Origin of the sequence: Pseudomonas rhizozeae (assembly GCF_031583775.1) — a bacterium.
GTDB lineage: Bacteria > Pseudomonadota > Gammaproteobacteria > Pseudomonadales > Pseudomonadaceae > Aquipseudomonas.
This window is the reverse complement of the sequence record NZ_JAVLSB010000021.1, coordinates 583,586-610,517: the sequence shown is the minus strand read 5'-3', so window position 1 is coordinate 610,517 and position 26,932 is coordinate 583,586. Positions and strand designations below refer to the sequence as shown.

The window sequence follows — 26,932 nt, the reverse complement described above, 5'->3', positions numbered from 1 at the left end:
CTGTGGTGAGGGGCCTGGCCCCCTCACCACAATCATCGCGTTCACCTGTTACCCTTTGCGCAAAACCTCCCACCTAGAGGCTCCATGGCATTCCCCACGCGCCATTCACTCTTTCCTTTTTTGAGCTGGTTGCCGCGCCAGACCCGCGCCAGCGTGGGTCGCGACCTGATCGTCGGCCTCAGCGGCGCAATCCTGGCGCTGCCGCAGTCCATCGCCTACGCACTGATCGCCGGTTTGCCCCCGGAATACGGTCTGTACGCCGCGATTATCCCGGTATTGATTGCCTGCCTGTGGGGCTCTTCCTGGCACCTGATCTGCGGTCCTACGGCGGCGATCTCCATTGTCCTGTACGCCAGCGTCAGCCCACTGGCCGTGCCGGCGTCCGAGGACTACGTCACGCTGATTCTGCTGCTGACATTCCTCGCCGGAGTCTTCCAGTGGTTGCTGGGCATGCTGCGCTTTGGCGCTCTGGTGAACTTCGTTTCGCATTCGGTGGTGCTGGGGTTCACCCTGGGCGCTGCCGTGGTAATCGCCATCGGCCAGTTGCCGAATTTACTGGGTCTGGACCTGGCCAACCAGGCCACGGCCCTCAGCAGTCTGGTCAGCCTGTTGAATCATCTCGGGGCTGTGGATAAACCTTCGCTGGTCCTTGGCGTCGCCACGGTAATCGTCGGCTTCATCCTGAAATTACTGCTGCCGCGCTGGCCAACCCTGTTGATCACGCTGGTGATCGCGAGCCTGGTGGTGTGGCTGTGGCCGGCCATGTTCGGACAAGTGAAACTGGTCAGTGCCTTCGCCGGCAGCCTTCCACCCTTCAGCCCATTACCGCTGGACCTGAACCTGGTGCTGCGCTTGCTGCCGAGCGCCGTGGCGGTGGGGATGCTGGGTTTGGTCACCAGCCTGTCGATTGCGCGCTCGCTGTCGGCACGTTCCGAGCAGTTGCTCGATGCGAATCAGGAGGTCCGCGCGCAGGGCCTTTCCAATATCGTTGGCGGATTTTTTTCCGGTTCACTGTCCGCCGGATCCTTCACCCGCTCGGGCCTGAGTTACGACGCAGGCGCCTGCTCGCCGCTGGCCGGCGTGTTCTCGGCGTTGTGGGTGGCGTTGTTCGCGGTGAGCGGCGCAGCGTTGATCGCACACATTCCGATCCCGGCCATGGCCGGCAGCATTTTGCTGATTTCCTGGGGGCTGGTGGACCATCGCGGCATTCGCGCGCTGTTTCGCGTGAGCCGCGCCGAGTTCGTGGTGATGCTGCTGACCTGCCTCGCCACCCTGCTGCTGGAACTGCAAACGGCGATCTACGCCGGGGTCCTGGCCTCGCTGTTTTTCTACCTCAAGCGCACCTCGCAACCTCGGGTGCAACACACCCGCGAGGGCGACGACGACGTGCTGCGGGTCGGCGGCTCGATCTTCTTCGGCGCCAGCCATTACCTGCAAGTACGGCTGCAACGCCTGCAAGGTCCGCGAGTGGTGATCGACGCGCAGCAGATCAACTTCATCGACTACTCCGGCGTCGAAATGCTCCACCAGGAAGCGCGCCGACTGCTACGCCAGGACCGCTGCCTGACCCTGCGCCGGGCGCGCCCGCAAGTGGTGGAAGAACTGCGCAAACTGGAAGGGCCGGAGAAGTGCCCGATCAGGTTCGAGGACTGAAGCCCCACCCAATCCACTGTGGCGAGGAAGCTTGCTCCCGCTTGAGTGCGACGCGCTCACAAAATTTCGGGGTCGCTGCGCAACCCAGCGGGAGCAAGCTCCCTCGCTACAGAATCCTAAAGCGCCAACTGCCGCCGAAGCTCCGCCAGCACCGGTGCCGACTCCGGGCGCACGCCGCGCCACAGGAAAAACGCTTCGGCCGCCTGCTCCACCAGCATGCCCAAGCCATCCATTGACACTGCGGCACCGTGCTCGGTGGCCCAGCGGCAGAATGAGGTCGGCTCCTGGCTGTACATCATGTCGTAGCAAAAGGTCTGGCCCGGTTCGATCAAACTGCTGGCAATCGGCGGTACATCGCCTGACAGACTGGCGGACGTGGCGTTGATGATCAGGTCCACCGGCTCGCGCAGCCAATCGAAACCGCTTGCAGACACTGGCCCCAGGTCGGCGAACAATTCGGCCAGGCGTTCGGCCTTTTCCACGGTGCGGTTGGCGATGATCACCGAGGCCGGTTGCTCGGCCAGCAGCGGCTCCAGCGCGCCGCGCACCGCGCCACCGGCGCCGAGCAACAGGATGCGTTTACCACTGAGGCTGAAACCGGCATTCACCGTCAAATCACGCACCAGTCCCGCGCCATCGGTGTTGTCACCCAGCAGGCTGCCATCGGCCAATTTGCTCAAGGTGTTTACCGCGCCGGCCCGTTGTGCGCGCTTGGTCAGGCTATCGGCCAGGCGCCAGGCCTCTTCCTTGAACGGCACGGTGACGTTGGCCCCACGTCCCTCGTGGAAAAATCCCAAGGCAAATGCGGAAAAATCATCCAGCGGTGCCAGCGAGGTGCTGTAGTCCAGCTGTTCGCCGGTCTGCTCGGCGAACATACGGTGGATCAGCGGCGACTTGCTGTGGCCAATCGGGTTACCGAAAACGACATAACGGTCCATCAGGATTCCTCGTTCAGGCCTTGCCCAACCAGTCGCGGTCTTGCAGGAAGTAATCGGTCAGGCGCGCTTCTTCACTACCGGGCTCGGCTTTCCAGTCGTAGCCCCAGCGCACTTGCGGCGGCAGCGACATCAGGATCGACTCGGTACGCCCGCCCGATTGCAAACCGAACAGGGTCCCGCGGTCGTAGACCAGGTTGAATTCAACGTAGCGGCCACGGCGAAATTCCTGGAACTCACGTTGTTTGGCGGTAAACGCCTCATGCTTGCGGCGCTGCACGATCGGCAGGTAAGCGTCGATAAACGCATCGCCGATGGCGCGCATGAAGGCGAAGCTGGTGTCGAAGTCCCACTCGTTCAGGTCATCGAAAAACAACCCGCCGATGCCGCGCGGTTCATGGCGATGCTTGATGTGGAAATAGCTGTCGCACCAGGCTTTGTAACGCGAGTAGACGTCCGGGCCGAACGGCGCGCAGGCCTGTTCGGCCACGCGATGCCAGTGCACGCAGTCTTCTTCGTTGCCGTAGTAAGGGGTCAGGTCGAAGCCGCCGCCGAACCACCAGACCGGCTCTTCGCCTTCTTTTTCAGCGATGAAAAATCGCACGTTGGCGTGGGACGTCGGCACATGCGGGTTGTGCGGGTGAATCACCAGCGACACGCCCAGGGCTTCGAAGCCGCGCCCGGCCAACTCTGGCCGATGGGCACTGGCGGACGGTGGCAGGCCGCTGCCAAACACATGGGAAAAGTTGACCCCGCCCTTTTCGATCACCGTCCCGTTTTCGATTACCCGGGTCCGGCCGCCGCCACCGGCGGGCCGGGTCCAAGCGTCCTCGACGAAGCGTGTGCCGCCATCTTCCACTTCCAGTGCGGCACAGATGCGGTCTTGCAGGTCGAGCAAATAGGCTTTAACGGATTCGGTGCGGGTAGTCATGGCATCACCTTGAATCGGGCAAAACAACGCGGCGCTCCGTCAGAGCGGGGCCGGCGCAAATGGGCGCGTAGCATACCATCGCCAATGCACCCGCCGCAGTTGACGAAGATCAAGGTTAGGAGTCCGATAGGTGGCTCGGTAAAACGATCCCAGGAGAGTGCAGATGGCAAAGCGTATCCAGTTCCGTGCCCATGGCGGCCCCGAAGTGCTTGAGTATGTCGATTACCTGCCCGCCGAGCCCGGGCCGCAGCAAGTGCGCGTCAGCAACAAGGCGATCGGCCTGAATTTCCTCGACATCTACTACCGCAACGGCCTGTACCCGTTGCCGGGCTTTCCGTCCGGCCTGGGTTCCGAAGGCGCCGGAGTGGTCGAGGCAGTGGGCAGCGAAGTGACCCGGTTCAAGGTCGGTGATCGCGTGGCGTATGGCAGCGGTCCGCTCGGTGCCTACAGCGAATTACACGTTCTGCCCGAAGCGAACCTGGTGCATCTGCCAGAGGCGATCAGTTTCGAACAGGCCGCCGGGGTCATGCTCAAGGGCTTGACCGTGCAATACCTGCTGCGGCAAACCCATGAGTTCAAGGGTGGCGAAACCATCCTGTTCCACGCCGCGGCCGGCGGCGTCGGTTCGTTGGCCTGCCAATGGGCCAAGGCCCTGGGCGTGAAGCTGATCGGCACCGTCAGTTCCCCGGAGAAAGCCGCGCTGGCCAAGGCCAACGGCGCGTGGGCAACCATCGACTACAGCCACGAAAACGTGGCGCAACGGGTGCTGGAATTGACCGACGGCAAGAAAGTCGCGGTGGTGTACGACGGCGTCGGCAAAGACACCTGGCTAACGTCGCTCGACAGCGTGGCGCCGCGAGGGTTGGTGGTGAGTTTCGGCAATGCCTCGGGGGCGGTGGACGGGGTCAACCTGGGGATTCTGGCGGCGAAGGGTTCCCTGTACGTCACGCGCCCGACCCTCGGCACCTACGCCAACAACGCCGAAAACCTGCAACGCATGGCCGATGAGCTGTTCGAGATGATCAGCAGCGGCAAGTTGACCGTGGACATCAGCCAACGCTATCCGCTGGCTGAAGCGGCCAAGGCCCAAACGGAATTGGCGGGGCGTCGGACGACGGGTTCGACGGTGTTGTTGCCTTAAGTTTTTCAGGGCTTGCCAAGGCCTCTTCGCGAACAGGCTCGCTCCCACAGGGGTTATGTGTCGATCACAGAACCTGCTCGCGAATGGCTGCACCGCCCATTCAGTCCGGGCGAATCACCTGCCCGGTCGCCAGGTCGCGGATCACGCTCGGGTTCTTGCGCCCACCGAGGTTGCCACCCAACACGTAATCCACCTGGCCACGGAAATATTGCTCGACCCGCAACCGCGTGCGCGCCGCCGGCCGGCCCTGAGGGTTGGCCGAAGTCGAGACCAAGGGCCCGACTACTGCGCACAAATCCCGCACCAGCGGATGATCGCTGACCCGCAAGGCTACGGTCTCGTGCACCCCGGTGATCCACTGCGGCAGCATGTTCTGATGCGGCACCAGCCAAGTATTCGGCCCTGGCCAGGTACTGGCCATGCGATCCATCCACAATTCCGGGAAGTCTTCGAACAGGAAGTCGAACTGGCGAATATTGTCGGCGATCAGGATCAGCCCCTTGTCCACCGAGCGGCCCTTGATCAGCAGCAGCCGATCGACGGCTTCTTCGTTCCACGGGTCGCAGCCCAGGCCCCAGACCGCTTCGGTTGGATAGGCAATCACCGCACCGGCACGGATTTCTTGCGCGGCTTGCTGCACGCGCCAACTGTTGACCATGTAAGACTCTCCGCAATAAGGCTGTGCGCAGTTTACCCATCCTGTTGTTAAAACCTAGCTCACCCGTGCAAACCAGCGGCCGTTTTCGCAGGCGGCGCGACCGTCCATTTCCAGCTCCGTGAGGCTGGCCAGCACTTTCGGTAGAGACCAGCCACTGCTGGCGGCGAGGGCTTCGCTGGTGTGCGGGGCGGCGTGCAGCAACCGCAACAGGGGATGCCGCGCCGCTGGCTCAGTCGGCTCGGGGCTGGGGGGCAAACGTTGCCAGCCGCGCAGGGCTTCGAGGATGTGCTCGATGGTTTCCACCAGCACCGCGCCGTCGCGAATCAGCTGATGACAGCCGCGTGCGCCGGGGTGATGGATCGAGCCAGGGATGGCGTACACCTCGCGGCCCTGTTCCGCCGCCAGCCGCGCGGTGATCAATGAACCGCTGGCGACACTGGCCTCGACCACCAGTACGCCAAGCGACAAACCACTGATGATCCGATTGCGCCTGGGGAAATTAGCCGCGCTCGGTCCGGCGTCCAGGGGAAATTCCGAAAGCACTGCGCTGCCGCTGGCAATCATGGCGTCCGCCAGGCGCCGATTGCGCTGTGGATAAAAGTTTTCCAGGCCGGTGCCCAACACCCCGACGGTTTGCCCACCAACATCCAGCGCGGCTTGATGCGCGGCGGCGTCGATGCCCAGGGCGAGGCCGCTGGTGATGACAAATCCGGCCGCGGCCAGGCTTCTGGAAAACGCAGCGGCGGTGTCCGTCCCCGGACGGCTGGCGCGACGACTGCCGACCATCGCCAGTTGCGGTTTTTCGAGAATCCCGGGGTCGCCGGCCACGAACAACAGCGGCGGCGCGTCATTCAGTTCGGCGAGCAAGGCCGGGTAATCGGCCTGGTCGAACATCAGCAAATGCTGGCCCGGCTGCTCTAGCCAGGCCAATGCGTGCGCCGCGCCATCGCGGATCTGCGGGCTGCGCCGCGCATCGGCACTGCTCAGTGGCAGGCCCAACGCCCGCCAAGCGCTGGCGGGTGCGCTGATGGCCTTGGAGGCCGAACCGAAGGCTTCGAGCAGGGTTTTGAAACGGCGCGGGCCGATCTCTGGCAAACGGTGCAAACGTAAACGGGCTTCGAGTTCCGCTGGGGAAATCGACCCGTGTTCTGACAACGGCATCTGATCGTCCTTGATCGTTATAAGCCCCATCGAAATGGGAACAAGCTGTGGATAAGTCTGTTGGTAACTTGTGGAGCAGGCTAAGGGTTTTGCACCTTGTCGAGCACCGCCAGGGAGCGCGAAGCGTTGAGCACCAAGCCATAGCTGAGCTTGTCGTAGGTGCGGAACACCATGAGCAGACCGGCCCGTTCGTCGGGGATTTTCAGCGGCTGGCCCGTGATGCGATCACGCACGGTTTCGCCGGTTTTCATCACCGCCAGCACGTTGCCTTCGGCGAGGCCGTCGCGCCGGCCCTTGTTCAGGGTGACCACGTCGAGCGCGCCGATCTGCGTCACGCCGCGAGGCACGTCGATGATCAGGCCGTTGACGTTGCCCTGCGGCGCGCTGGGCATGAAGGTTGAGTTGATTGAGCGCTCTTCGCCGCTGAACAGCCGATCCCCCAAACGAACTTCCTGGGTGGTGCGCTGCAAGGCGAGGGTGGCGACGTCACCTTCCGTGGCGACGATTTCGCCGCCACCGATGTCGTCGGCATTGATCCCCAGGAATTCCTTGCTCTGCGGATCGGTGTAGACCTTGCCCTGACGGAAGATCCCGTACACCGGCTGGTTCGGGTCGAAATGGCCGCGGGCAAAGATCCGGTCACCGGTACCGCTGAGCACCCGTTCGGCATCGCCGGCGACGATGTACGGCGCCTGGTCGAAATCCTCGACCGTGTCGACGATGCGGTTGCTCAACAGGAAACTGTTGATGGCTTGCAGCGGAATGCTCGGGATTGCGTCGGCCACTGGTGTGCTGCGGATGCGCGGCGACAGCTTGATGGTGCCTCGCGAGGCGCCGCGATTAAGCGTCAGGCGCGGCTGACCGTTGACGTAGACCAGCGACAGCGAGTCGCCGGGGTAGATCAGATTGGGGTTCTGAATCTGTGGATTGGCCTGCCACAGCTCCGGCCACTTCCAGGGTTCGCGCAGGTATTTTGCGGAAATGTCCCAGAGCGTGTCCCCCGCCACAACGGTGTATTGCTGTGGAAAACCTTCCTTGAGTTGCACTTGCCCATGCGCCAAACCGGCCGATGCCAATAGCAGCAGGGCGAGTAGTGATTTCCTCATGCGGTGAATCCCTTTATTATGTGCGTTCGCGTAAAACGCCAGAGCCCCCGTGGCTCGCTCCCGGCTTGACCGTCGATGTGACTATCAAAACAGGGCGCTACGTTTTACAACGGTAGCCTGCATCCTCGGACCCGCCAGGCCATCGACCCGACTTTACCTCACACGTGCAGCAATCAAGCTTATGGCCATTTTAAACATCCTCGAATTTCCCGACTCGCGCCTGCGGATTATCGCCAAACCCGTGGCGGTAGTGGACGACGAAGTGCGTCAGTTGGTCGATGACATGTTTGAAACAATGTATGAAGCGCCGGGCATCGGCCTCGCCGCGACCCAGGTCAACGTGCACAAACGTATTGTCGTGATGGACCTCTCCGAAGACCGCACCGAGCCGCGGGTGTTCATCAACCCCGAGTTCGAAACCCTGACCGACGAGATGGAGCAATATCAGGAAGGCTGCCTCTCGGTACCGGGTTTCTACGAGAACGTCGACCGCCCGCAGAAGGTCAAAATCAAGGCTCTGGACCGTGACGGCAAGCCCTACGAATTGATTGCCGAAGGCCTGCTCGCGGTGTGCATCCAGCACGAATGCGACCACCTCAACGGCAAGTTGTTCGTCGATTACCTGTCTAACCTCAAGCGTGACCGGATCAAGAAAAAACTGGAAAAGCTCCATCGCCAGAACGCTTGACGCCCTTCCTTCCAAAGGCTTGCTGCGGCAAGCCTTTTTCTTTTCAAGAGATTCCATCCATGCGCATCGTCTTTGCCGGCACCCCGGAATTCGCCGCCGAACACCTCAAGGCCCTGCTCGCCGGCCCTGATGAGATTGTCGCGGTCTACACCCAACCGGACCGACCGGCGGGCCGTGGGCAAAAATTGATGCCCAGCCCGGTCAAGCAATTGGCCCTGGAACACGATATTCCCGTGCTGCAACCGCCAACCTTGCGCAACGCCGAGGCCCAGGCCGAACTGGCGGCGCTGCAACCGGACCTGATGGTCGTGGTCGCGTATGGCCTGATCCTGCCACAAGTGGTGCTGGATATTCCGCGCCTGGGCTGCATCAACAGCCACGCGTCGCTGCTGCCACGCTGGCGCGGTGCGGCGCCGATCCAGCGCGCCGTGGAAGCGGGCGACGCCGAGAGCGGCGTGACCGTGATGCGCATGGAAGCCGGCCTCGACACTGGGCCGATGCTGCTCAAAGTCATTACGCCGATCAGCGCCGACGACACCGGCGGCAGCCTGCACGATCGCCTGGCCGAGCTGGGTCCACCGGCAGTGCTGCAAGCGATTGCCGGCCTCGCAGCGGGCACGCTGGACGGCGAGTTCCAGGACGACAGCCTCGCCACCTATGCGCACAAATTGAACAAGGACGAAGCGCGCATCGACTGGCGCCGCCCGGCCGTGGAGCTGGAACGCCTGATTCGCGCGTTTAACCCGTGGCCGATCAGCCACAGCACGCTGAATGGCGAAGCGTTGAAAGTGTTAGCCGCCCGTTTCGCTGAAGGCGAGGGCGCGCCGGGTGAGATTCTCGGCGCCAGCAAGGACGGCTTGATCGTTGCCTGCGGTGAACAGGCGGTGTGCCTGACGCGTCTGCAACTGCCCGGCGGCAAGGCGCTGAACTTCAGCGATCTGTTTAACAGCCGTCGCGAGAAGTTTGCCCTCGGCACGGTGCTGGGCGAAACGGCGGACACGCAATGAATCCTCGTCTGGCCGCTGCCAAGGCACTCGCCGCTGTTCTGAATGGAAAAGCCTCACTCAACAGTTCCCTGCCGACGCAACTGGACAAGGTCGAGGATCGCGATCGCGGCTTCACCCAAGACCTGGCTTTCGGCACCGCGCGCTGGCAACCGCGTTTGTCGGCGCTGGCCGCCAAGCTGTTGCAGAAACCGTTCAAGGCAGCTGACGCTGATGTCGAGGCGTTGCTGCTGGTCGGTCTGTACCAGTTGCTCTACACCCGAGTACCGGCCCACGCCGCCATCGGTGAAACCGTGGGTTGCGCCGACAAGCTGAAAAAACCCTGGGCCAAGGCGCTGCTCAACGCGGTATTGCGTCGTGCCCAGCGCGAGAGTGAAGCGCTGCTGGCCGAGCTGGAACATGACCCTGTGGTGCGCACCGCTCACCCGCGCTGGCTGCAAAAATCTCTGAAAGCGTTTTGGCCGCAACAATGGGAAGCCATTTGCGCGGCCAACAACGCGCACCCGCCAATGATTCTGCGGGTAAACCGCCGCCATCAAACCCGCGACGCCTATCTCTCTTTGCTCAGCGACGCCGGGATCGCTGCCGCGCCTTGCGTGTATAGCCGCGACGGCATCGTTCTCGACGCCGCCAGCGACGTACGCAGCCTGCCGGGTTTCGCCGACGGCTGGATCAGCGTGCAGGACGAAGCGGCGCAACTGGCCGCCGATCTGCTCGACCTGGCGCCGGGCCAGCGCGTGCTCGACGCCTGTTGCGCGCCGGGCGGCAAGACCTGCCACATCCTGGAAGCCGAACCGGCATTGGCCGGGGTGGTAGCGGTGGACCTGGAAGCCAAGCGCCTGGTGCGGGTTCGAGAGAATTTGCAACGCCTGGGGCTCAGCGCCGAGCTGATCGCCGCCGATGGCCGCGACACAGCGGCCTGGTGGGACGGTAAACCGTTCCAGCGCATTCTGCTCGACGCACCGTGTTCGGCCACCGGCGTGATCCGTCGTCACCCGGACATCAAGTTGACCCGCCAACCCGACGACATCGCCGCCCTGGCAGTGCTGCAAGGCGAGTTGCTGGACGCGATGTGGCAAACCCTCGAAGTCGGCGGCATTCTGCTGTACGCCACCTGCTCGACGCTGCCGACCGAAAACACCGAGGTGATCGCGGCGTTCCTCGATCGCACGTCCGGCGCGCGGGAACTCGACATTGCCGGCCAGAACGGTCAGCCTGCGGCCGGGATCAAGCAACCCCACGGTCGCCAATTGCTCGCGCAAGAAGGCGGGCATGACGGTTTCTATTACGCCAAGCTGATCAAGATCGCCGCCGCACGCGGTTAAATGGATTCAACGGAGTGACTGGATGAAGATCATCATCCTCGGGGCAGGGCAGGTCGGCGGTTCGCTGGCCGAACACTTGGCCAGCGAAGCCAACGACATTACGGTGGTCGACACCGACAGCGAACGCCTGCGCGACCTTGGCGATCGCCTCGACATCCGTACCGTGCAGGGTCGTGGCTCGCTGCCGACGGTGCTGCGCCAGGCCGGTGCCGATGACGCCGACATGCTGGTAGCGGTGACCAACAGCGACGAGACCAACATGGTCGCCTGCCAGGTCGCGCACACCCTGTTCCACACCCCGACCAAAATCGCCCGCGTGCGTGAAGCGGCGTACCTGACCCGCGCCGACCTGTTCGATAACGAGGCGATCCCGGTCGACGTGCTGATCAGCCCCGAGCAGGTAGTCACCAATTACATCAAGCGCCTGATCCAGCATCCTGGCGCGTTGCAGGTGATCGACTTCGCCGAGGGCAAGGCGCAACTGGTCGCCGTCAAGGCCTACTACGGCGGGCCGCTGGTGGGCCAGCAACTGCGCCAGTTGCGCGAGCACATGCCGAATGTCGAGACCCGCGTGGCAGCGATTTTCCGTCGTGACCGGCCAATTCTGCCCCAGGGCGACACGGTGATCGAGGCTGACGACGAAGTGTTCTTCATCGCTGCCAAGGCCAACATCCGCGCGGTGATGAGCGAAATGCGCCGCCTCGACGAGAGCTATAAACGCATCGTCATCGCCGGCGGCGGGCAGATCGGCGAACGCTTGGCCGAGGCCATCGAAAGCCGCTACCAGGTGAAGATCATCGAGATGAACCCGGCCCGTTGCCGCTACCTCTCCGACACCCTCGACAGCACCGTAGTGTTACAAGGCAGCGCCTCGGACCGCGACCTGCTGCTGGAAGAGAACATCGCCGACGCCGACCTGTTCCTGGCCCTGACCAACGACGACGAAGCCAACATCATGTCGTCGCTGCTGGCCAAACGGCTGGGGGCGAAGAAGGTGATGACGATCATCAACAACCCGGCCTACGTCGACCTGATCCAGGGCGGCGATATCGACATCGCCATCAGCCCGCAACTGGCGACCATCGGCACCTTGCTGGCCCATGTGCGCCGGGGCGATATCGTCAGCGTGCACTCACTGCGCCGGGGCGCGGCGGAAGCCATCGAAGCGATCGCCCATGGCGATGCGAAGTCGAGCAAGGTGATTGGCAAGGCCATCGAACACATCGGCCTGCCGCCGGGCACCACCATCGGCGCGATCATCCGCGACGAGCAAGTGATCATCGCCCACGACGACACGGTGATCGCCGCTGGCGACCATGTGATCCTGTTCCTTGTGGATAAAAAGCATATTCGCGATGTGGAGAAGCTGTTTCATGTGGGGTTGAGCTTCTTCTGATCCGGATTTTTCTGTGTTCACACTGGACTCATCGCTGGCAAGCCAGCTCCCACAGGGTTCTTTGGTGTACATGCCGCTTGTGAACAACCGGAACACTGTTAGTGCTGGTTGCCAGACCCCACAGGGTTCTCTGATGTACATGTCTCTTGTGAACAACCGGAACACTGTGGGAGCTGGCTTGCCAGCGATGGCGGTTTCAGAGACGCATTGAATGTTCCTGACACGCCTCTGCGAGGAAACCAACATGCTCGAATCTCTGGAAAAAATGCTCGCCAAGGGTGTGGATAACTCATTGCTACGCTTCGGCCTGGGCAAGGGTTATCTCGATGCCGGCGACAACGCCAAAGCCGCTGAACATCTCCGGCATTGCGTGGCGTTCGATCCGAAATACTCGGCGGCGTGGAAGTTGTTGGGCAAGGCCCATCTGGCCCTGGCCGATCACGCTGCTGCGCGTCTGGCCTGGGAGCAGGGCCTGGAAGCGGCCCGCGCCCACGGCGATAAACAGGCGGAGAAAGAAATGACGGTGTTCCTGAAGAAGCTCGACCGCCAAGCGCCGTGATTCAGAGGTAGCGCAAACCAATGCCGTCGGCATCCACCTGCACCACTTCCATACGCACCCGTGGCGCGCCGCTGGGCAAGTCCTGAACTTGACCATAGACCACCGCGCCCCTGGGCAGCGCCGATAAGCGCGGATGGCTGACGTAGACCCCGGTGGCTGAGAGGTTGCGGGTATGGCCCAGGCATTCGCCGAAGCTTTCGTGACAAATCTTGATGCGCAATGACTTTCGGTGTTCGGACATCTGCTGCGCCCTTTAATGAACGGTTGTGGATAACGCCCCTGGCCGGGTTATCCACGGATCATGCCAATGGCCTCAATACCAACGCGCTTCGCCCGGTGGCCGCTTCTTGAAACGCTTCATGCTCCACATGTACTGGCTCGGGTAAGCCCGCACGTAGCGCTCGACCACTTGGCTCATGGCCGCGCACGAAGTTTCAGTGTCGGTGCTGTACATGGCGTCCGGCGCGGCTTCGAGGATCACTTTGTAGCCCGAGCCATCGGGCAGGCGCAGCGCATGCAGGAACACGCCAACCGCTTTACCGCCCGCGAGCATGTTCGGTACGAATTTGCTGGTCAGTGCCTGGGTGGCGAAGAATGGCACGAAGATCCCGGCGGATTCGGCCGGTTCCGGGTCAGCCGGAATGCCTACTGCACCACCTTTGCGCACTTCCTTGATGACGCTGAGGATGCCTTCCTTGGTCGATGCCGCCACGCGGTTGCCCAATTGCACCCGTTGTTTGCGCAGCAAATCGTCCACCGCTTTCAACTTCGGTGGGCGGTAGAAAATGATCGGTTTGCACTGGCTGCAATAGAAATGGTTGAGCACTTCCCAGTTGCCCAGGTGGCTGGTGATGCCCACCACGCCTTTGCCGGACGCCAGTGCCTCCGTCAACACGTCGAGGCCTTCGACTTCGCGCACCAGATCGATCGAGCGCTGGGCCGGCCAGATCCAGGCGCAGGCGCTTTCGGTCAAGGATTTGCCGATGTCGCCCAGGCTCTGGCCGACCAGACGTTCGCGCGCGGCGGGGTCCATGTCGGGAAAGCATTTAGCCAGGTTGATACGCACCACGTCGCGGGAACGGTTGGGGGTTTTCCACATCAGCCAGCCAATTGCCGAACCCACCGCTTGTACGGCGCGCCACGGAAGCAAGGCAAACAGCCGCAGAGCGCCTACCAGCAAGGCGCCTTTAAACTTATCCACAGGTCACTCCTGATCTTGTGCTGTGCGCGAGGCGGCCATTCTAACCGCCGTTGGCCAAGGTCGCGTAGCGGTCACAGTCGCGGGTGTGGTCCATGACCATGCCCGAGGCCTGCATGAACGCGTAGCAAATGGTCGGACCGACGAAGGTAAACCCAGCCTTCTTCAGGCCTTTGCTCATCTGCACCGCGATCGGCGTAATGGCCGGCACTTCGCTGCGATCCTTGAAATGGTTGATCACCGGCGTGCCGCCCACAAACGACCAGAGAAACCGCACCGGGTCTTCCAGCGCCAGCCAGGCCTGGGCATTGCGCCGCGCGGCGTTGAGCTTGAGGCGGTTGCGGATGATGCCGGGGTCGAGCATCAGTGCTTCGATTTCGGCGTCGCTCATCTGCGCCACGCGCTGGACATCGAAGCCGAACAGCACCTGCCGGTAGTGCTCGCGTTTGCGCAGGACAGTGATCCATGACAGCCCGGCCTGGAACCCTTCGAGCAAAAGCAACTCGAACAAACCCTGCGCATCGCGCAGCGGCGTTCCCCACTCCCGATCGTGATAAGCCATGTACAACGGATCTTCAGTGCACCAAAAGCAGCGTGGCATAAGGCTCCAGGGGGTGGAGGCGCGACCGAATCGGGTATACTCCCGCTCTTTAAATCGCAGCCCAAGAAACAGGTGAATTCGTGAGCCAGCCTACGCCAGCCGTGCGTACCTTCCAAGACTTGATCCTCGCCCTCCAGCAATACTGGGCCGAGCAAGGTTGTGTGGTACTTCAGCCCTACGATATGGAAGTAGGCGCCGGCACTTTCCACACCGCTACCTTCCTGCGCGCCATTGGCCCGGAAACCTGGAACGCCGCTTATGTGCAGCCCAGTCGTCGACCGACTGACGGCCGCTACGGCGAAAACCCGAATCGTCTGCAGCACTACTACCAGTTCCAGGTGGTACTGAAGCCGAACCCGGACAACTTCCAGGAACTGTACCTGGGCTCGCTCAAGCACGTCGGTCTGGACCCGCTGGTCCACGACATCCGTTTCGTCGAAGACAACTGGGAATCGCCGACCCTGGGCGCCTGGGGCCTGGGTTGGGAAGTCTGGCTCAACGGCATGGAAGTGACGCAGTTCACCTACTTCCAGCAAGCGGGCGGCATTGAGTGCTACCCGGTGACCGGCGAAATCACCTACGGCCTCGAGCGCCTGGCGATGTACCTGCAAGGCGTGGACTCGGTGTACGACCTGGTCTGGGCTGACGGCCCATTCGGCAAAGTCACCTACGGCGATGTGTTCCACCAGAACGAAGTGGAGCAGTCGACCTACAACTTCGAACACGCCAACGTCGAAAAGCTGTTCGAGCTGTTCGACTTCTATGAAAGCGAAGCCAAGCGCCTGATCGAGCTCGACCAGCCGCTGCCGTTGCCGAGCTATGAAATGGTGTTGAAGGCTTCCCATACCTTCAACCTGCTGGATGCGCGCCGGGCGATCTCGGTCACCGCGCGTCAGCAATACATCCTGCGTGTGCGCACCCTGGCGCGTTCCGTAGCGCAAGCCTATCTGCTGGCGCGCGCCAAGCTGGGCTTCCCGATGGCGACCCCGGACCTGCGTGACGAAGTACTGGCCAAGCTGGAGGCTGCACAATGAGTGCTCAAGATTTTCTGGTTGAACTGGGCACCGAAGAACTGCCACCCAAAGCCCTGAACACCCTGGCCGAGGCCTTCCTTGCCGGGATCGACAAAGGCCTGCAAGCCGCTGGCCTGAGCTACGAAGCGAAAACCGTGTACGCCGCACCGCGGCGCTTGGCCGTGCTGATTACCGCACTGGCCACCCAGCAACCGGATCGCAGCATCAACCTCGACGGCCCGCCACGCCAGGCCGCGTTCGATGCCGATGGCAACCCGACCCAGGCGGCGCTGGGCTTTGCCAAGAAGTGCGGCGTCGAGCTGAGCGAAATCGACCAGAGCGGGCCGAAGCTGCGTTACAGCCAAAGCATCGCCGGCAAGCCGACTGCCAGCCTGCTGCCAACCATCGTTGAAGACTCGTTGAACGACCTGCCGATCCCCAAGCGCATGCGCTGGGGTGCGCGCAAAGAAGAATTCGTGCGTCCAACCCAATGGCTGGTGATGCTGCTCGGTGACCAGGTCATCGATTGCACGATCCTTGCGCAAAGGGCCGGCCGCGATTCCCGTGGTCACCGCTTCCATCACCCGCAGAGCGTGCGCATCAGCTCGCCGGCCAACTACCTGAACGACCTGCGGGCCGCTTATGTGCTGGCCGACGCCAACGAGCGTCGCGCGCTGATCAGCAAGCGCACTGAAGAGCTGGCCACCCTGCAGGAAGGCACCGCCATCGTGCCGCCAGGCCTGCTCGATGAAGTGACCGCGCTGGTGGAATGGCCGGTGCCGCTGGTGTGCTCGTTCGAGGAACGCTTCCTCGACGTGCCGCAAGAAGCCTTGATCACCACCATGCAGGACAACCAGAAATACTTCTGCCTGCTGGATGTCGACGGCAAGTTGCTGCCGCGCTTCATCACTGTGGCCAACATTGAGAGCAAGGACCCGCAGCAGATCGTCGCCGGTAACGAGAAAGTCGTCCGCCCGCGCCTGACCGACGCCGAGTTCTTCTTTAAGCAAGACAAGAAGCAGTCGTTGGAAAGCTTCAACCAGCGCCTGCAAAACGTGGTGTTCCAGGAAAAACTCGGCAGCGTCTACGACAAGGCCGAGCGCGTTTCCAAACTGGCGGCCTACATTGCCACGCGCATCGGCGGCGATGCCCAGCGCGCGGCCCGTGCCGGCCTGCTGTCGAAGTGCGACCTGGCGACCGAGATGGTCGGCGAGTTCCCTGAGATGCAAGGCGTGGCCGGTTACTACTACGCCCTCAACGACGGTGAGCCCGAAGACGTCGCATTGGCGCTGAACGAACAGTACATGCCCCGCGGTGCCGGCGCTGAACTGCCGTCCACCGTCACCGGCGCGGCCGTGGCGATTGCCGACAAGCTGGACACCCTGGTGGGGATCTTCGGCATTGGCATGTTGCCCACCGGCAGCAAGGACCCGTACGCCCTGCGTCGCGCCGCCCTCGGCGTGCTGCGCATCCTGATCGACAAACAATTGGACCTCGACCTCAACGACGCGGTGGCGTTTGCCGTCAATGCCTTCGGTGGCAAGGTCAAGGCTGCCGGCCTGAACGAGGCGGTGCTGGAGTTCATCTTCGATCGCCTGCGTGCACGTTACGAAGACGAAGGCGTCGACGTTGGTACTTATCTGTCGGTGCGGGCACTGAAGCCAGGCTCGGCGCTGGACTTCGATCAGCGTGTGCAAGCGGTGGAAGCCTTCCGCAAACTGCCGGAAGCGGCAGCGCTGGCGGCGGTGAACAAGCGCGTGTCGAACCTGCTGAGCAAGGCTGAAGGTTCGATCCCAGCGGTGGTGGAAGCCAAATACTTCGACAACGCCAACGAGTTCTCGCTGTATTCGGCGATCCAGCAAGCGGATCAAGCGGTGCAACCGATGGCGGCAGCGCGGCAGTACAGCGAATCCCTGGCGCGCCTGGCGGCACTGCGCGAACCGGTGGATGCGTTCTTCGAAGCGGTGATGGTCAATGCCGAGGATGCCAACGTGCGTGCCAACCGCTATGCGTTGCTGGCGCGTCTGCGGGGCTTGTTCCTGGGCGTTGCCGATATTTCGCTGCTGGGTTGAGGGGCTGTTGTGAAACTGCTGATTCTCGATCGGGATGGTGTGATCAATTACGACTCCGATGCGTACATCAAATCGGTGGAGGAATGGATTCCATTGCCCGGTTCGATCGCAGCGATTGCGCAGTTGAGCCAGGCTGGCTGGACGGTGGCGATTGCCACCAACCAGTCAGGCATCGCTCGCGGTTACTACGACCTCGCCACCCTCGACGCCATGCACGCGCGCCTGCGCGAACTGGTGGCGGAGCAGGGCGGTGAAGTCGGGCTGATCGTCTATTGCCCGCACGGTCCGGACGAAGGCTGTGATTGCCGCAAGCCAAAACCGGGGATGTTGAAGACCATCGCCGGGCACTATGGTGTCTCGCTGACGGATTTATGGTTCGTCGGCGACAGCCTTGGTGACCTGGAGGCGGCCAAGGCCGTCGATTCTCAGCCTGTGTTGGTAAAGACCGGAAAAGGCGACAAGACTTTGGGCAAGACCCTACCGGTAGGCACTTTGATTTTTGACGATCTGGCGGCGGTTGCCGCAGAACTTATCCACCACTAAAGCGCTACTGACATCCTGACAAGGACTGTCCGGGAGTGTGCTTTTAACAGGCGGGCAATCCCCGCGAATGGTAAATGCCGCTATGTCGATACTGCAGGCAATCAGAACCTTGCTCTTTTACCTGCTGCTGGGCACCAGCTCTCTGCTCTGGTGCAGCCTGAGCTTTTTCATCGCGCCGTTTCTGCCATTCAAGGCGCGTTACCGTTTTATCAATGTGTACTGGTGCCGCTGCGCGCTGTGGCTGAGCAAGGTATTCCTTGGCATTCGCTATGAAGTCAAAGGCGCCGAGAATGTACCCGAGCGCCCATGCGTGATTCAGTCGAACCACCAGAGCACCTGGGAGACGTTTTTTCTTTCGGCCTATTTCCAGCCCTTGAGCCAGGTGCTCAAGCGCGAACTGTTGTACGTGCCGTTTTTCGGCTGGGCGATGGCCATGTTGCGGCCAATCGCGATCGATCGTGATAACCCGAAAGCCGCGCTCAAGCATGTGGCGAAGAAGGGCGATGAACTGCTGAAAGACAACGTCTGGGTGCTGATTTTCCCGGAAGGCACGCGTGTCCCATTCGGCACCGTGGGCAAGTTTTCCCGTGGCGGTACCGCGCTGGCGGTGAACGCCGAACTGCCGGTACTACCGATTGCGCACAACGCTGGCAAGTTCTGGCCGAAGACCGGTTGGGCGAAAACTTCAGGTGTCATCACGGTGATCATCGGTGAACCGATGTACGCGATCGGCTCGGGGCCCCGAGCCATCGCCGAGCTGAATGACCGGGTACAGGCTTGGAATGAACAGCGTCAGCGGGAGATGGGATCACTGCCTGAAACACCCGCAGCGACCGATACAGTTGCCGTTGGATGATCTGTGGATAACCTGTGTACCGTTTTCCGAAAAACTGTCATTTTTGTGTCATAACTTCATGATTTTTCTACATATTTCATAAACACATAAAAATTCGAAAAGCGTGCATAAGTTTTCCCTGGCATAAAAAACCGGCCTTTGTGAGCCGGTTTTTTTACGCCCTCAATAAACAGTTAAAAATGGCCTTCGTACAGTTGGAACTGTGCGACCTGCGCATCACAGAACACACTGCGAATTCTTGTGGCCCCTGCAACACCTGGTCAAGGAGTACCGCGCCGGCGTCGAGAATGGCAGCATCGGTGCCGACGATATCCGGTCCAAATTCCTGCGCGCGCTTGAAGCCAAGAGCATGGCCGACAACGGCATGGTGGTTATTCCCGAGCACGGCCGCGTTTACGTCAGCGGCTACGGTTCCTTCCAGCCGAAAGAGGAGGGCTTGCCGACGTTCTCGAGTGACTGAAGAGCAGCCATAAAAAACCCCGACTCGAAGGTCGGGGTTTTTTATGGCAGATGATCAAACCGGATCAGAAATCCAGGTTAGACACCGCCAGGGCATTGCTTTCAATGAAGTCACGACGTGGCTCGACCGCGTCACCCATCAGGGTGTTGAAAATCTGGTCGGCGCCAATGGCGTCTTCGATGGTGACTTTGAGCATCCGGCGCGAACCCGGGTCCATGGTGGTTTCCCACAACTGATCCGGGTTCATCTCACCCAGCCCTTTATAGCGCTGGATGGTGTGGCGCTTGGTGCTTTCGGCCATCAGCCATTCAAGGGCTTCCTTGAACTCGGTCACGGCTTTCTTGCGTTCGCCACGCTGGATGTACGCGCCATCGTCGAGCAGGGTGCTTAGCTGCGCGCCCAGGGAAACAACGGTTTTGTAATCGTTGCTGCCGAAGAAGTCGCGGTTGAAGGTGACGTAGTTCGACAGGCCGTGGGAGATCAGTTCGACTTCGGGCAACCAGACGTTACGTTCACGGTCTTCGCGCAGGCTGGCCTTGTAGACCAGGCCCGATTTCTCGACGGTGCGCAGGCGGACTTCGTACTGCGCCAGCCAATCCTGCATCGCTGCGTGGTCGGAGAGTTGCTCCATGCTCACGGCCGGCAGATAGATGAAGTGCTCGGTCAGCTCCTGCGGGTACAGGCGCGACAGACGCTTGAGCGTCTTCATCACCAGACGGAAGTCGTTCACCAGGCGCTCGAGGGCTTCGCCAGAAATGCCAGGGGCTTCTTCGTTGAGGTGCAGGCTCGCGTCTTCCAGGGCCGACTGCGTCATGTACTCTTCCATGGCGTCGTCGTCTTTGATGTATTGCTCTTGCTTGCCTTTCTTGACCTTGTACAGCGGCGGCTGGGCGATGTAGATGTAGCCGCGCTCGATCAGCTCCGGCAACTGACGGAAGAAGAAGGTCAGCAGCAGGGTACGGATGTGCGAACCGTCGACGTCAGCATCGGTCATGATGATGATGTTGTGGTAACGCAGCTTGTCGATGTTGTACTCGTCTCGGCCAATGCCGCAGCCCAGCGCGGTGATCAAGGTGCCCACTTCCTGAGAAGAGATCATCTTGTCGAAACGCGCCTTTTCGACGTTCAGGATCTTGCCCTTGAGCGGCAGGATGGCCTGGGTCTTGCGGTTGCGTCCCTGCTTGGCGGAGCCGCCAGCAGAGTCACCTTCCACCAGGTACAGTTCGGACAGCGCCGGGTCTTTTTCCTGGCAGTCCGCCAGTTTGCCCGGCAGGCCGGCGATGTCCAGCGCGCCTTTGCGGCGGGTCATCTCCCGGGCCTTGCGCGCGGCTTCACGGGCACGGGCGGCGTCGATCATCTTGCCGACGACCAGCTTGGCTTCGTTCGGATTTTCCAGCAGGAAGTCGGAGAAGTACTTGCCCATTTCCTGTTCGACCGCGGTCTTCACTTCGGAAGACACCAGCTTGTCTTTGGTCTGCGAGCTGAACTTCGGATCCGGCACCTTGACCGAAATGATCGCAGTCAGGCCTTCGCGGGCATCGTCACCGGTGGTGGCGACTTTGTGCTTCTTCGCCAAGCCTTCGGCTTCGATGTAGGTGTTGAGGTTACGCGTCAGTGCGGAACGGAAGCCCACCAAGTGAGTACCGCCATCGCGCTGTGGAATGTTGTTGGTGAAGCACAACAGGTTCTCGTTGAAGCTGTCGTTCCACTGCAGGGCGATCTCCACGCCGATGCCATCTTCGCGCTGGATGTTGAAGTGGAACACCTGATTGACCGCCGTCTTGTTGGTGTTCAGGTATTCAACGAACGCACGCAAGCCACCTTCGTACTTGAACAGTTCCTCTTTACCGCTGCGCTCGTCCTTGAGGACGATGCCGACACCGGAGTTGAGGAACGACAGTTCACGAATCCGCTTGGCCAGGATGTCCCAGCTGAAATGGATGTTCTTGAAGGTGTCAGCCGAAGGCTTGAAGTGAATCTGGGTGCCGGTTGTTTCGCTGTCGCCAACGATCTTCATTGGCTCCTGTGGGACACCGTGGACGTAGGTCTGCTCCCAGATCTTGCCACTGCGGCGCACGGTCAGGATCAACTCTTCCGACAATGCGTTCACCACCGAAACGCCCACACCGTGCAGGCCGCCGGAGACTTTATAGGAGTTGTCGTCGAATTTACCGCCGGCGTGCAGCACGGTCATGATGACCTCGGCCGCGGACACGCCTTCTTCTTTGTGCACGTCTACCGGAATGCCACGACCGTTGTCGCGCACGGTGATGGATTCATCCGGGTGAATGATGATGCTGATGTCGTCGCAATGGCCAGCGAGCGCTTCGTCGATCGAGTTGTCGACCACCTCGAACACCATGTGGTGCAGACCGCTGCCATCATCGGTGTCGCCAATGTACATACCGGGACGTTTGCGTACGGCATCCAGGCCTTTCAGCACTTTGATGCTGGTTGAGTCGTACGTATTCGTATTTTCTTCGCTCAATGCCTTCACTCCCGATGGTCGTGGGTCTGGGTGATACGGCCCTGTTCCACGTGGAACAGAGCGACTGGCGTTTCCGTCTGCCAGCCTTCCCTCAATAATTCGTGGTCTACACAGGTGATGAACACCTGGCAGCGTAAGTCTTCCAGCAAACGGCACAGCGCGCGGCGGTGTTGCTCGTCCAACTCGGACGGCAAGTCATCCACCAGATAAATACACTGGCCGCGCCGGGCCTGGCTCACCAAATGCCCTTGAGCGATGCGCAAAGCACAGACCACCAACTTCTGCTGACCCCGGGACAGAATGTCCGCGGCATTGTGTGCGCCCAATCGAAGACGCAAGTCAGCGCGTTGTGGTCCGGCCTGGGTATGCCCGATTTGCTGGTCCCGCTGAAGAGACGACGCGAGTACAGCACTGAGTTCGCGTTCTTTGTCCCAACCGCGGTAATAGCTGAGCGTCAAACCCTCGAGCTCTACCAGTTCGCTCAAGGTTTGTTCAAAGACTGGTTTCAAGGCTTTGATATAAGCACGGCGGTATTCATCAATTTCAGCGCTGGCCTGGCACAGTTCCCTGTCCCAAACCGCTTGCGAAACGGCGTCAAGTGTACCATGCCGAAGCCAAGAGTTTCTCTGGCGCAGGGCCTTCTGCAAGCGCTGCCAGGTGGACATGAATCGCGGCTCGACATGGAACACGCCCCAATCGAGAAACTGTCGGCGAATCTTCGGCGCGCCCTCCAGCAGTCGGAAGCTGTCAGGGTTGATCAACTGCAGTGGCAGAATCTCCGCCAGTTGCGCGGCGCTGCGCGCATTCTGACCGTCGATGCGGATCTGAAACTCGCCCTGACGATCACGAGAGATGCCCAACGCGCTGTGCCCACCCTCGGCCAGTTCCACCTGACCGAACACCGTGCAGGCCAGTTGTTCGTACTGAATGACCGGCAACAGGCGGGTGCTGCGAAACGAACGGGCAAGCCCCAGCAGGTGAATGGCTTCCAGGACACTGGTTTTGCCGCTGCCGTTGGCGCCGTACAGGATGTTGATGCGGGGAGAGGGGGAGAAGGTCACCGGGTGCAAATTGCGCACCGCGGTGACCGAGACGCGACTGAGGGACATCTAGCTTCTGCTGAACATGATTACAGACGCATCGGCATGACAACGTAAGCCGAGTCGTCGTTGTCGGACTCTTGTACCAACGCGCTGCTGTTGGAGTCGGACAGGATCAGGCGCACTTGTTCGGTGGTCATCACGCCCAGTACATCGAGCAAGTAACTGACGTTGAACCCGATTTCCAGCGAGCCACCGGAGTACTCGACGCCCACTTCTTCTTCCGCTTCTTCCTGCTCCGGGTTGTTCGCCTGGATCTTCAGCTGACCATTGGCCAATTGCAGACGGATTCCACGGTACTTCTCGTTGGACAGAATCGCGGTGCGGCTGAACGCTTCGCGCAGTGCCTGGCGATCGCCCAATACCAACTTGTCGCCGCCTTTTGGCAGTACACGCTCATAGTCAGGGAATTTGCCGTCGACCAATTTTGAAGTGAACGTGAACTCGCCGGTGGTGGCGCGGATGTGGTGTTGGCCCAGCACGATGCTGACGATGCCGTCCGGCTCGGTCAGCAGACGCGCCAGTTCCAGGATGCCTTTGCGCGGCACAATCACTTGGTGACGATCAGGCTGACCGATGTCGGCCTGCATCGAGCACATAGCCAGACGGTGGCCGTCGGTAGCCACGGCACGGATCACACCGGCGGACACTTCCAGCAGCATACCGTTGAGGTAATAGCGAACGTCCTGCTGGGCCATGGCGAAACTGGTGCGCTCGATCAAGCGACGGAGCTTGCTCTGCTCGAGGCTGCAAGTCAGCGAACCCGGGCCTTCTTCAACGGTCGGGAAATCGTTCGCCGGCAGGGTCGACAGGGTGAAACGGCTGCGACCTGCCTTGACCACCAGCTTCTGCTCGTCAACCTTGATGTCGATCAGCGCGTCGTTCGGCAGGCTCTTGCAGATGTCCATCAGCTTGCGCGCCGGCACGGTGATGGAGCCCGGATCGGCCGGCTCTTCAAGTTGCACACGACCGACCAGTTCGACTTCCAGGTCGGTACCGGTCAGCGACAGTTGCTGGCCTTCGACAACCAGCAGCACGTTGGAAAGTACCGGCAAGGTCTGGCGGCGTTCGACGACGCCGGCGACCAGTTGCAGGGGTTTCAACAGGGCTTCGCGTTGAATGGTGAAATGCATGGTCTAGTCCCTTGCCTTAATAAGCTGCGCTGGAGTTCATCAAGTGGTCAGTGTTCGCAGCAGGTTCTTGTAGTCCTCGCGGATGTCCGCGTCGGATTCCTTAAGTTCGTTGATCTTGCGGCAGGCGTGCAAAACAGTCGTATGGTCGCGGCCGCCAAACACATCACCGATTTCCGGCAGGCTGTGGTTGGTCAGCTCCTTGGACAAGGCCATGGCGACCTGACGCGGACGTGCCACCGAGCGCGAACGACGCTTGGACAGCAAATCGGATATCTTGATCTTGTAGTACTCAGCGACAGTACGCTGAATGTTATCCACAGACACCAGTTTGTCTTGCAGCGCCAACAAGTCTTTCAAGGATTCACGAATCAACTCGATGGTGATGTCGCGGCCCATGAAGTGCGAGTGTGCGATCACGCGTTTGAGCGCGCCTTCCAGCTCGCGGACGTTGGAACGAATGCGCTGAGCGATGAAGAACGCAGCGTCGTGGGGCAGATCGACTTTGGCTTGGTCTGCCTTTTTCATCAGGATCGCCACACGGGTTTCCAGCTCTGGCGGCTCGACGGCGACGGTCAGACCCCAACCAAAGCGGGATTTAAGGCGCTCTTCGAGCCCTTCGATTTCTTTCGGGTAGCGGTCACTGGTGAGAATGACCTGCTGGCCACCTTCAAGCAGGGCGTTGAAGGTGTGGAAGAACTCTTCCTGCGACCGTTCCTTGCGGGCAAAGAACTGAATGTCATCGATCAGCAACGCGTCCACCGACCGGTAGAAGCGCTTGAATTCGTTGATGGCATTGAGTTGCAGCGCCTTGACCATGTCGGCCACGAAGCGCTCGGAATGCAAGTACACGACCTTGGCATTCGGGTTCTTCTTTAAAAGATGGTTACCCACCGCGTGCATCAAGTGGGTTTTACCCAAACCGACGCCGCCATAAAGGAAGAGCGGGTTGTATCCGTGCTTGGGGTTATCCGCCACCTGCCAGGCAGCCGCGCGGGCTAACTGGTTGGACTTACCTTCGACGAAATTCTCGAATGTGAAAGTGCGGTTCAGGTAGCTGGTGTGCTTGAGCGCGCCTTCAACCTGCACGGTACGTTGTTCTGATCGTACCGGGGCCTGTTGCGAGCTGGCGCCCGCCATAGGGTCAAAACTGTCGCGGGACGGTTCTTCGCTGACCTCGGCAACTTTCTGTGTAGCCCGTTTGGTCGGTGCTGGCGCGGGAGCCGGCGCACTGACCGGGGCCGGCGAGGCTTGAGCCTGCGAAGCGGCGGCGGCCAATGGCGCATTCGGCGCCGCACGCGGGGCAGAACTGCGCTTGCTGCCTATTAATAAGGCCAACGCTGGCGTCGAACCGTTGCCGTGCTCTTCCAGCAGTTCGAGCACCCGCCCCAGGTACTTTTCATTGACCCAGTCGAGAACGAAACGGTTTGGCGCATAGACACGCAATTCGTCGCCTTCGGCTTCGACCTGTAGTGGACGGATCCAAGTGTTGAATTGTTGGGCAGGCAGCTCATCGCGCAAGAGCTCCACGCACTGCTGCCAAAGTTCCACTGACACGGATATCCCCTAAGTTGAAAGCCGGTGAGGCAAAAACAAGCGGCCATTGTAGCGGCCAGACGCGGACTTATCCACACGAAGGTTGCTGTGGGGTATCGCTGAATCACTGATTTATACGGAAAAAACACGACCGACGGTCTGTGAATAAGCTCTGTGGATAACCGCCTCTAAGGGCACTGGACAAGTGGGGGCGAAAGTCGGTGGATAACCGCCCTGTGGATAACTGCCTGTTCCACACACAGCTTATCCGACAGCGCAGCACAGATTTGCCACCGCTTTCCCGCCTAGTTGTCATTCTCTGTACAGCCTGATTTGACTGACCTCAAGGCACTTATCCACAGAAGAACTTCTCCCTAGCCTTTATAAGCTTTACAGAAAAGCTTTAAATAATTCCCTTCTTTAATTTTATATTTGGGTTGCACAGCCAAAAGCGTTTGAAGGCCTTGAGATCTATTTACAGGAAACGCTGGTTGGAAATTGACCTAGAGGCTTGCTTTCTCTAGAATCCCCGGTCTCTTAAAACGGGGGCCATTCCGGCCCGTTGTGGACGAACCAGGTAACACGACATGAAACGTACTTTCCAACCAAGCACTATCAAACGCGCTCGTACCCACGGTTTCCGTGCTCGCATGGCTACCAAGAACGGTCGTGCCGTCCTGTCGCGTCGTCGCGCCAAAGGTCGTGCGCGTCTGGCAGTTTGATAATCCGGCACTGGAGGTGAGTCAGGACTTCAGTCGGGAAAAGCGTCTGCTTACTCCCCGGCATTTCAAGGCAGTCTTTGACTCCCCTACCGGCAAGGTTCCGGGGAAAAACCTCCTGCTCCTTGCACGCACCAACGATCTTGATCACCCCCGACTCGGGCTGGTAATCGGGAAAAAGAGTGTGAAACTCTCCGTTGAGCGAAATCGCCTCAAACGTCTGATGCGCGAATCGTTCCGTCTGAACCAGGAAGCTCTGGTCGGCTGGGACATCGTTATCGTCGCGCGCAAAGGTTTGGGTGATGTAGAAAGCCCCGAATTGATTCAGCATTTCGGCAAACTCTGGAAGCGTCTGGCACGTAGCAAGCCGGTCCCAGCAGTCAAAACCGAAACTGTAGGGGTAGACAGCACTGATGCGTAAACTGGCACTCGTTCCGATCCAGTTTTATCGCTATGCCATTAGTCCCTTGATGGCCAGTCACTGTCGTTTCTACCCCAGTTGTTCCTGCTACGCGTATGAAGCCATTGAAAACCATGGCCTTCTACGCGGTGGCTGGCTGACCTTTCGTCGTTTAGGTCGCTGTCATCCGTGGAATCCCGGTGGTTATGACCCGGTTCCACCTATCCCTACCTCCCGTTCTTCTTCGATGGCCGAGTAA

The 26,932-nt window shown here is 60.6% G+C and carries 27 protein-coding genes; 15 read left to right on the top strand and 12 right to left on the bottom strand.

What is annotated here, in order from left to right:
- The first annotated feature begins 84 nt into the window (after positions 1-84).
- Positions 85-1,653, top strand: coding sequence for a SulP family inorganic anion transporter (locus RG836_RS07110; protein WP_310844352.1), 1,569 nt, complete (start codon positions 85-87; stop codon positions 1,651-1,653).
- Positions 1,654-1,769: 116 nt separating this feature from the next.
- Here the strand turns inward: RG836_RS07110 and aroE are convergent, their stop codons facing one another.
- Positions 1,770-2,591, bottom strand: a complete 822-nt coding sequence (aroE, locus tag RG836_RS07105; protein WP_310844351.1) for a shikimate dehydrogenase — start codon at positions 2,589-2,591, stop codon at positions 1,770-1,772.
- Between the two features lie 13 nt (positions 2,592-2,604).
- On the bottom strand, positions 2,605-3,519 hold the full coding sequence (hemF, locus tag RG836_RS07100) for an oxygen-dependent coproporphyrinogen oxidase (RefSeq protein WP_310844350.1): 915 nt from the start codon (positions 3,517-3,519) through the stop codon (positions 2,605-2,607).
- Between the two features lie 163 nt (positions 3,520-3,682).
- On the opposite strand from hemF, the gene RG836_RS07095 reads away from it, so the two are divergent.
- Positions 3,683-4,660 carry a quinone oxidoreductase family protein gene (locus RG836_RS07095; protein WP_310844349.1) on the top strand — a complete coding sequence of 326 codons (978 nt, stop codon included), beginning with the start codon at positions 3,683-3,685 and terminating at the stop codon, positions 4,658-4,660.
- 100 nt (positions 4,661-4,760) lie between these two features.
- Here RG836_RS07095 and tsaC read toward each other — a convergent pair whose 3' ends face one another.
- The 3 genes from tsaC to RG836_RS07080 all read right to left on the bottom strand — a co-directional run bounded on the left by tsaC (position 4,761) and on the right by RG836_RS07080 (position 7,585).
- Positions 4,761-5,318 carry an L-threonylcarbamoyladenylate synthase type 1 TsaC gene (gene tsaC / locus RG836_RS07090; RefSeq protein ID WP_310844348.1) on the bottom strand — a complete coding sequence of 186 codons (558 nt, stop codon included), beginning with the start codon at positions 5,316-5,318 and terminating at the stop codon, positions 4,761-4,763.
- A 54-nt stretch (positions 5,319-5,372) separates the two neighbouring features.
- Positions 5,373-6,479, bottom strand: a complete 1,107-nt coding sequence (gene dprA, locus RG836_RS07085; protein WP_310844346.1) for a DNA-processing protein DprA — start codon at positions 6,477-6,479, stop codon at positions 5,373-5,375.
- Between the two features lie 80 nt (positions 6,480-6,559).
- The gene (locus RG836_RS07080; protein WP_310844345.1) at positions 6,560-7,585 is read right to left on the bottom strand and encodes a LysM peptidoglycan-binding domain-containing protein; all 1,026 of its coding nucleotides are present in this window, start codon (positions 7,583-7,585) and stop codon (positions 6,560-6,562) included.
- Positions 7,586-7,766: 181 nt separating this feature from the next.
- Between RG836_RS07080 and def the strand changes: the two genes are divergently transcribed.
- The 5 genes from def (at position 7,767) to RG836_RS07055 (ending at position 12,557) form a co-directional block, all read left to right on the top strand.
- The gene (gene def, locus RG836_RS07075) at positions 7,767-8,273 is read left to right on the top strand and encodes a peptide deformylase (protein WP_310844344.1); all 507 of its coding nucleotides are present in this window, start codon (positions 7,767-7,769) and stop codon (positions 8,271-8,273) included.
- Between the two features lie 59 nt (positions 8,274-8,332).
- Positions 8,333-9,280 (top strand): methionyl-tRNA formyltransferase, encoded by a 948-nt coding sequence (gene fmt, locus RG836_RS07070; protein WP_310844343.1) that lies wholly within the window; start codon positions 8,333-8,335, stop codon positions 9,278-9,280.
- The gene (gene rsmB / locus RG836_RS07065; RefSeq protein ID WP_310844342.1) at positions 9,277-10,602 is read left to right on the top strand and encodes a 16S rRNA (cytosine(967)-C(5))-methyltransferase RsmB; all 1,326 of its coding nucleotides are present in this window, start codon (positions 9,277-9,279) and stop codon (positions 10,600-10,602) included. The genes fmt and rsmB overlap by 4 nt, the downstream gene beginning before the upstream one ends.
- Before the next feature lie 22 nt (positions 10,603-10,624).
- Positions 10,625-11,998, top strand: coding sequence for a Trk system potassium transporter TrkA (gene trkA / locus RG836_RS07060; RefSeq protein ID WP_310844341.1), 1,374 nt, complete (start codon positions 10,625-10,627; stop codon positions 11,996-11,998).
- A 244-nt stretch (positions 11,999-12,242) separates the two neighbouring features.
- A complete protein-coding gene (locus RG836_RS07055) occupies positions 12,243-12,557 on the top strand; it encodes a tetratricopeptide repeat protein (protein WP_310844340.1) in 315 nt (104 codons plus the stop codon).
- A 1-nt stretch (position 12,558) separates the two neighbouring features.
- On the opposite strand, the gene RG836_RS07050 is transcribed toward RG836_RS07055, so the two are convergent.
- From RG836_RS07050 to RG836_RS07040, 3 genes are all read right to left on the bottom strand, one after another.
- Positions 12,559-12,798, bottom strand: a complete 240-nt coding sequence (locus tag RG836_RS07050; protein WP_310844338.1) for a PilZ domain-containing protein — start codon at positions 12,796-12,798, stop codon at positions 12,559-12,561.
- 72 nt (positions 12,799-12,870) lie between these two features.
- Complete coding sequence (locus RG836_RS07045; protein WP_310844336.1) at positions 12,871-13,758, bottom strand: lysophospholipid acyltransferase; 888 nt, start codon at positions 13,756-13,758, stop codon at positions 12,871-12,873.
- 40 nt (positions 13,759-13,798) lie between these two features.
- Entirely contained in the window at positions 13,799-14,356 is a 558-nt protein-coding gene (locus RG836_RS07040) for a DNA-3-methyladenine glycosylase I (protein ID WP_310844335.1), read from the bottom strand.
- Between the two features lie 80 nt (positions 14,357-14,436).
- On the opposite strand from RG836_RS07040, the gene glyQ reads away from it, so the two are divergent.
- From glyQ to RG836_RS07015, 5 genes are all read left to right on the top strand, one after another.
- A complete protein-coding gene (gene glyQ, locus RG836_RS07035) occupies positions 14,437-15,390 on the top strand; it encodes a glycine--tRNA ligase subunit alpha (RefSeq protein WP_003213601.1) in 954 nt (317 codons plus the stop codon).
- Complete coding sequence (glyS, locus tag RG836_RS07030; protein WP_310844333.1) at positions 15,387-17,441, top strand: glycine--tRNA ligase subunit beta; 2,055 nt, start codon at positions 15,387-15,389, stop codon at positions 17,439-17,441. The genes glyQ and glyS overlap by 4 nt, the downstream gene beginning before the upstream one ends.
- A 9-nt stretch (positions 17,442-17,450) precedes the next feature.
- Entirely contained in the window at positions 17,451-17,984 is a 534-nt protein-coding gene (gene gmhB, locus RG836_RS07025) for a D-glycero-beta-D-manno-heptose 1,7-bisphosphate 7-phosphatase (RefSeq protein ID WP_310844331.1), read from the top strand.
- Between the two features lie 82 nt (positions 17,985-18,066).
- Entirely contained in the window at positions 18,067-18,840 is a 774-nt protein-coding gene (locus tag RG836_RS07020; RefSeq protein ID WP_310844330.1) for a lysophospholipid acyltransferase family protein, read from the top strand.
- Positions 18,841-19,078: 238 nt separating this feature from the next.
- On the top strand, positions 19,079-19,300 hold the full coding sequence (locus RG836_RS07015; protein WP_310844329.1) for a hypothetical protein: 222 nt from the start codon (positions 19,079-19,081) through the stop codon (positions 19,298-19,300).
- A gap of 64 nt (positions 19,301-19,364) precedes the next feature.
- Here RG836_RS07015 and gyrB read toward each other — a convergent pair whose 3' ends face one another.
- The 4 genes from gyrB to dnaA are packed head-to-tail and all read right to left on the bottom strand — an operon-like array spanning position 19,365 to position 25,575.
- Positions 19,365-21,788, bottom strand: coding sequence for a DNA topoisomerase (ATP-hydrolyzing) subunit B (gene gyrB, locus RG836_RS07010; protein ID WP_310844328.1), 2,424 nt, complete (start codon positions 21,786-21,788; stop codon positions 19,365-19,367).
- A gap of 5 nt (positions 21,789-21,793) precedes the next feature.
- Complete coding sequence (gene recF / locus RG836_RS07005; RefSeq protein WP_310844326.1) at positions 21,794-22,897, bottom strand: DNA replication/repair protein RecF; 1,104 nt, start codon at positions 22,895-22,897, stop codon at positions 21,794-21,796.
- Positions 22,898-22,917: 20 nt separating this feature from the next.
- Entirely contained in the window at positions 22,918-24,021 is a 1,104-nt protein-coding gene (dnaN, locus tag RG836_RS07000; RefSeq protein ID WP_310844325.1) for a DNA polymerase III subunit beta, read from the bottom strand.
- A gap of 39 nt (positions 24,022-24,060) precedes the next feature.
- The gene (gene dnaA, locus RG836_RS06995) at positions 24,061-25,575 is read right to left on the bottom strand and encodes a chromosomal replication initiator protein DnaA (protein ID WP_310844324.1); all 1,515 of its coding nucleotides are present in this window, start codon (positions 25,573-25,575) and stop codon (positions 24,061-24,063) included.
- A 566-nt stretch (positions 25,576-26,141) separates the two neighbouring features.
- Between dnaA and rpmH the strand changes: the two genes are divergently transcribed.
- The 3 genes from rpmH to yidD are packed head-to-tail and all read left to right on the top strand — an operon-like array spanning position 26,142 to position 26,932.
- Entirely contained in the window at positions 26,142-26,276 is a 135-nt protein-coding gene (gene rpmH, locus RG836_RS06990) for a 50S ribosomal protein L34 (protein ID WP_003213577.1), read from the top strand.
- Positions 26,277-26,292: 16 nt separating this feature from the next.
- Positions 26,293-26,694, top strand: a complete 402-nt coding sequence (rnpA, locus tag RG836_RS06985; protein WP_310844453.1) for a ribonuclease P protein component — start codon at positions 26,293-26,295, stop codon at positions 26,692-26,694.
- Positions 26,687-26,932: a membrane protein insertion efficiency factor YidD gene (gene yidD, locus RG836_RS06980; protein WP_010465488.1), complete on the top strand. Its 246-nt coding sequence runs from the start codon at positions 26,687-26,689 to the stop codon at positions 26,930-26,932. Before rnpA ends, yidD begins: the two co-directional genes overlap by 8 nt.

Bases quoted from the DNA above. Each gene is read 5' to 3' on its own strand.
- RG836_RS07110 (WP_310844352.1), top strand. From the start codon at position 85: ATGGCATTCCCCACGCGCCATTCACTCTTTCCTTTTTTGAGCTGGTTG.
- aroE (WP_310844351.1), bottom strand. From the start codon at position 2,591: ATGGACCGTTATGTCGTTTTCGGTAACCCGATTGGCCACAGCAAGTCG.
- hemF (WP_310844350.1), bottom strand. From the start codon at position 3,519: ATGACTACCCGCACCGAATCCGTTAAAGCCTATTTGCTCGACCTGCAA.
- RG836_RS07095 (WP_310844349.1), top strand. From the start codon at position 3,683: ATGGCAAAGCGTATCCAGTTCCGTGCCCATGGCGGCCCCGAAGTGCTT.
- tsaC (WP_310844348.1), bottom strand. From the start codon at position 5,318: ATGGTCAACAGTTGGCGCGTGCAGCAAGCCGCGCAAGAAATCCGTGCC.
- dprA (WP_310844346.1), bottom strand. From the start codon at position 6,479: ATGCCGTTGTCAGAACACGGGTCGATTTCCCCAGCGGAACTCGAAGCC.
- RG836_RS07080 (WP_310844345.1), bottom strand. From the start codon at position 7,585: ATGAGGAAATCACTACTCGCCCTGCTGCTATTGGCATCGGCCGGTTTG.
- def (WP_310844344.1), top strand. From the start codon at position 7,767: ATGGCCATTTTAAACATCCTCGAATTTCCCGACTCGCGCCTGCGGATT.
- fmt (WP_310844343.1), top strand. From the start codon at position 8,333: ATGCGCATCGTCTTTGCCGGCACCCCGGAATTCGCCGCCGAACACCTC.
- rsmB (WP_310844342.1), top strand. From the start codon at position 9,277: ATGAATCCTCGTCTGGCCGCTGCCAAGGCACTCGCCGCTGTTCTGAAT.
- trkA (WP_310844341.1), top strand. From the start codon at position 10,625: ATGAAGATCATCATCCTCGGGGCAGGGCAGGTCGGCGGTTCGCTGGCC.
- RG836_RS07055 (WP_310844340.1), top strand. From the start codon at position 12,243: ATGCTCGAATCTCTGGAAAAAATGCTCGCCAAGGGTGTGGATAACTCA.
- RG836_RS07050 (WP_310844338.1), bottom strand. From the start codon at position 12,798: ATGTCCGAACACCGAAAGTCATTGCGCATCAAGATTTGTCACGAAAGC.
- RG836_RS07040 (WP_310844335.1), bottom strand. From the start codon at position 14,356: ATGCCACGCTGCTTTTGGTGCACTGAAGATCCGTTGTACATGGCTTAT.
- glyS (WP_310844333.1), top strand. From the start codon at position 15,387: ATGAGTGCTCAAGATTTTCTGGTTGAACTGGGCACCGAAGAACTGCCA.
- RG836_RS07020 (WP_310844330.1), top strand. From the start codon at position 18,067: ATGTCGATACTGCAGGCAATCAGAACCTTGCTCTTTTACCTGCTGCTG.
- recF (WP_310844326.1), bottom strand. From the start codon at position 22,897: ATGTCCCTCAGTCGCGTCTCGGTCACCGCGGTGCGCAATTTGCACCCG.
- dnaN (WP_310844325.1), bottom strand. From the start codon at position 24,021: ATGCATTTCACCATTCAACGCGAAGCCCTGTTGAAACCCCTGCAACTG.
- rpmH (WP_003213577.1), top strand. From the start codon at position 26,142: ATGAAACGTACTTTCCAACCAAGCACTATCAAACGCGCTCGTACCCAC.
- yidD (WP_010465488.1), top strand. From the start codon at position 26,687: ATGCGTAAACTGGCACTCGTTCCGATCCAGTTTTATCGCTATGCCATT.